This is a genomic window from Bacillus sp. JJ864 (assembly GCF_036963045.1).
GTDB classification, from domain to species: Bacteria; Bacillota; Bacilli; order Bacillales; family Bacillaceae_G; genus Bacillus_A; species Bacillus_A pseudomycoides_C.
In genome coordinates, this window is sequence record NZ_JBALLY010000199.1 from 1 (window position 1) to 3,856 (window position 3,856).

Sequence of the window (3,856 nt, forward strand, 5' to 3'; positions counted from 1 at the left end):
ATTCAGCATGAAGAACAAGAAGGATTATTTCGTTTTGGACGGGCTCTATTTGAAGAAGAGAAACTTATTTTTAAAGAAAAAAGCATTATTAAATATTTCGAAGAGGCTATTCTGAAATATAAACACGTTTATACAGAATGCTCCTCAACTATTGATCTCCCTCCCCTTACTCTCTAATATCACTTTATTTCGAACATAAAAACTAAACCTAATTCTTTCAATATAGAAGGTAAATCCAAACCACAGAAAAAAATAATGAAGCAACTCCCTTTATACATTCCATACAGCTAATCCACTATATATAAACTACGATTGAACATTTCCCTTTATTGTTATTCATCTTATAATATACAAAAACCCTCTCTTTACAGGAATGATATAAACTACAAGTCAACTACCCACCACTTAAACGCTAACACGTTTTGAAGTGGGGGCCTGAAAAAAGCCTTGGTTGTCTAGCCTCAGTCTTTCGTGGACTCCGTTCGTAGGTTGCATACCCAAGAATGATTCCCTAGTTCTTGGCTCTATGGTGGCTCTGTAACAGTTCTGATTGGGAAGGAACGGTCAACCACAAGCCTTCTTGTACAAGAAGTTGCCCACACCTACAAACATTGGCGAAGGGAAACAAACTCTTAGGAGGGACAAAACATGTGTGTGTTTGTCAAAAATTCACGAGGAGAACCGCTCATGCCTTGTAGTCATCGTAAAGCACGGATTCTTCTCAAACAAGGAAAAGCAAAGATTACTGGATACAAACCGTTTACTATTCAATTACAATATGCCACAGGTGAAGCGGTGCACCCCGTTACAATCGGTGTTGACAGCGGAGCAAAGCATATCGGCATTGCGATTACCACTGGAGACAAAGTGTTAACAAAAGGAACCGTTGAGTTACGTCAGGACGTCAAAGAAAATCTCACACTAAGAGCTACATTACGCAGAGGCAGAAGACAACGAAAAACAAGGTATCGCAAAACTCGTTTTCTCAATCGAAAAAAGAAAGAAGGATGGTTGCCACCATCCATTCAAAGCAGAGTAGATAACCAAATTCATTGGATTGAAATGTTCAAGTCACTCTTACCATCTCCAAAGCTGATTGTCGAAGTAGGAAAATTTGATGCACAAAAGCTAAAAAATCCCGATATACAAGGAACGGAATACCAACAAGGAGATGCTTTTGGTTTTTGGAATACGAGATATTACGTATTTGCGAGAGATAACTATACGTGTCAAATCTGCAAGAAAAAAGGTGGTATCTTGCATACGCATCATATTATTGAACGATGTAATGGTGGTTCGGATATGGCAAATAACCTTGTAACGGTACATGAAGAGTGTCATCAAAAATTTCATCAAGGAAAAATCAAACATGTTTTTAAGAAACCAAAACAATATAAAGAGACTGCTTTTATGAATATATTGCGGTTACAAATCATGAATCGTTTAGATTGTGACATTACGTATGGCAGTTACACCACAATAAAACGAAAAGAGTTAGGTTTATCCAAAACACATATAAATGACGCAATTGCGATTACCAGTCCCAAACATTTGCAAGAATATGATCAAAGTGGTGAATTTCGCATCAAGCAATTTAGAAAGAAAAAACGTTCCCTACATGAAGCAACCGCAAGAAAAGGAAGAAAAACAAAAAATACAAGTGCAAAGCGAAATAAGAAAAATACATCACATGTAGACGAAATCTATTTAGGTGATAAAGTAAAAGTTTTTGGACAAGTAGGATTTGTGACAGGATTTACAGGGAAAATGGTATATGCGCAAGATATACATGGACACTATATACAAAATTCAGCTAAATCTTATAAGCAAGTGAAGAGATCAGATATAGAACGTATACACCATACGAATAATTGGCAGTTCTCACAAATCAGTTAGGCGATGCCTAACCGAAAGAAGTCCCCACCTTATCGCTGGGCTCTTGCCCGTCACGAGCTTGAAGTTGGGGACTTCTTTCGGAATTACGTTAAATAGATACATGAGACTGCATTCATAAAAAGAACATATTTGCAACACGTGACAATATTTTAATTCACAAATCATTAATCTATTAATTTTCGAAAGTATACTTTGAGGAGAGATTTACATATGACATTTAAACGCTATCGATTCCTATACGCAATGATGACCGTCATTGTAATTATATTAGGGCTAACATCAAGAAAAATAGCTCATGTGTTACCACATATTTTGAATACATACTTAGGAGATGCACTGTGGGCGTTAATGATCTTTATTGGTTTTGGATTTATTTTTAAAAGCGCTCAAACAAAGGTTATTGCGTTATTTGCCTTAGTGTTTTGTTATATCATCGAGTCCAGTCAATTGTATCATGCTAGTTGGATAGATCATATTCGCGAAACAACTTTAGGTGGATTAATATTAGGGTATGGCTTTTTATGGAGTGACTTATTGGCTTATGCTATAGGCATTGGAATAGGTGTGATAAGCGAAATGTTATTTGTATTGATTCGAAAACCTAGCAAACTGATATAAACTAATTTTTAGACCACCATTGCACATATGGCAAATACATGTAAGCTTAGCTTTTCCGTGTATTTGCCCCTGTTATATTACATTTAATATCCATTCTACATCGTTCAATGAAATACTTTACTTCTATTTTTCAGCACATCGATTGAGTAAACATTTCATCACAAATCTACCATTGGTTATTTTTGTTCTTTAATAACTTTTGGTACCAGAACTCCTTTTTCGATAGATAAAAAGTCAAATTCGGCCACAAACCCTCTTCCTTGTGGGCTACATGCATATACCCCGCATTGAAATACTTGTCCGTCTATATCCTCCATTAATCTTGCAATACGGAGTTGATTCCACTCTCGTTCCATCAGTTCACTTAGCGAAAGCGTTTTATCATCTTCAGCTTCCAAAAACTCAACGATATAATCTCTAGATTCCCTACGAATACGGAAATATAACTCTAATGACCCCTGAGTATAATTTTGAGTAGACCAATCTGAGTATCCATTGTTTGTAACAACTGCTCCAAGCTTACACGGACCATTTGGTTCGTATTCAATAGATGTTTTAATCCAACAATCTTTAGAAAAGCGTACCATTAGTCCCGCTTGATCATATTGATGTACAGGGTGTGATCGTACTCTAGTCATAATAATGACATCCTCATTCATCTCTGTATAAAGAAAATGCCCATTGTCCACAGCAAACCCATAATGAGTTTTCTGCCAATAATCAGTCATCTCATTCGGTTCAATGATAAGGCCTATGTTTCCTTTTCCTATCTTCCAACTATCTGGTTGACAATACCACTTTAAATCGGGATGAATCGTATCACTTCGAAACGTTTCATATAATGTTAATGACCCCATCAAATATATCCCCCTATTTTTTCTCAATTATTACCATCATAATGATTTTACCAAATATTTCATTTTATGAGATATTCTCTTCTTTGTTTTCCTTCCCATAACCTCAATTTAAAAATAGTTTTGATCCCCACTAGAATATAATTCAACAATTAAAAAGGTCACATTTAGATAAGATTCCTGATTTCTTCAAAAACTAAGCATACCAAAGAGGCCTCCATTAAGTGCTAACGCATTTTTGAAGTGGGGACTTCTTTGGTATTTTTTTGTTTTATTCAATTCATTCCTTTAAGTATAAAGATTCACATCTTAGAATGTACAAGTTCATTAAAGAGCAAAAAAATAGCAATCTCATATAAACTAACCTTTAAACCTGTATTCGTACATATGACTAATATATGTAAGCTTAGAATTTTGATACTACGTCAAGATAATAGACACAGATTTCTACCGCGCTTTCGCTCGGTGGCCTTCATAAAAAATTTTAA

3 protein-coding genes are annotated in these 3,856 nt (G+C 35.5%); 2 read left to right on the forward strand and 1 reads right to left on the reverse strand.

Features of this window, described 5'->3' with window-relative positions; translation table 11 throughout:
• The first annotated feature begins 648 nt into the window (after positions 1–648).
• Both iscB and V7024_RS22585 read left to right on the forward strand, forming a co-directional pair.
• A complete protein-coding gene (iscB, locus tag V7024_RS22580; protein ID WP_335524163.1) occupies positions 649–1,896 on the forward strand; it encodes an RNA-guided endonuclease IscB in 1,248 nt (415 codons plus the stop codon).
• 210 nt (positions 1,897–2,106) lie between these two features.
• Positions 2,107–2,514: a DUF2809 domain-containing protein gene (locus V7024_RS22585; protein ID WP_335524165.1), complete on the forward strand. Its 408-nt coding sequence runs from the start codon at positions 2,107–2,109 to the stop codon at positions 2,512–2,514.
• A 176-nt stretch (positions 2,515–2,690) separates the two neighbouring features.
• Here V7024_RS22585 and V7024_RS22590 read toward each other — a convergent pair whose 3' ends face one another.
• The gene (locus V7024_RS22590) at positions 2,691–3,371 is read right to left on the reverse strand and encodes a DUF1349 domain-containing protein (RefSeq protein WP_335524167.1); all 681 of its coding nucleotides are present in this window, start codon (positions 3,369–3,371) and stop codon (positions 2,691–2,693) included.
• Positions 3,372–3,856 lie beyond the last annotated feature (485 nt).

Excerpts from the sequence above, each read along its gene's own strand:
- V7024_RS22585 (WP_335524165.1), top strand. The coding sequence starts at position 2,107 with ATGACATTTAAACGCTATCGATTCCTATACGCAATGATGACCGTCATT.
- iscB (WP_335524163.1), top strand. The coding sequence starts at position 649 with ATGTGTGTGTTTGTCAAAAATTCACGAGGAGAACCGCTCATGCCTTGT.
- V7024_RS22590 (WP_335524167.1), bottom strand. The coding sequence starts at position 3,371 with ATGGGGTCATTAACATTATATGAAACGTTTCGAAGTGATACGATTCAT.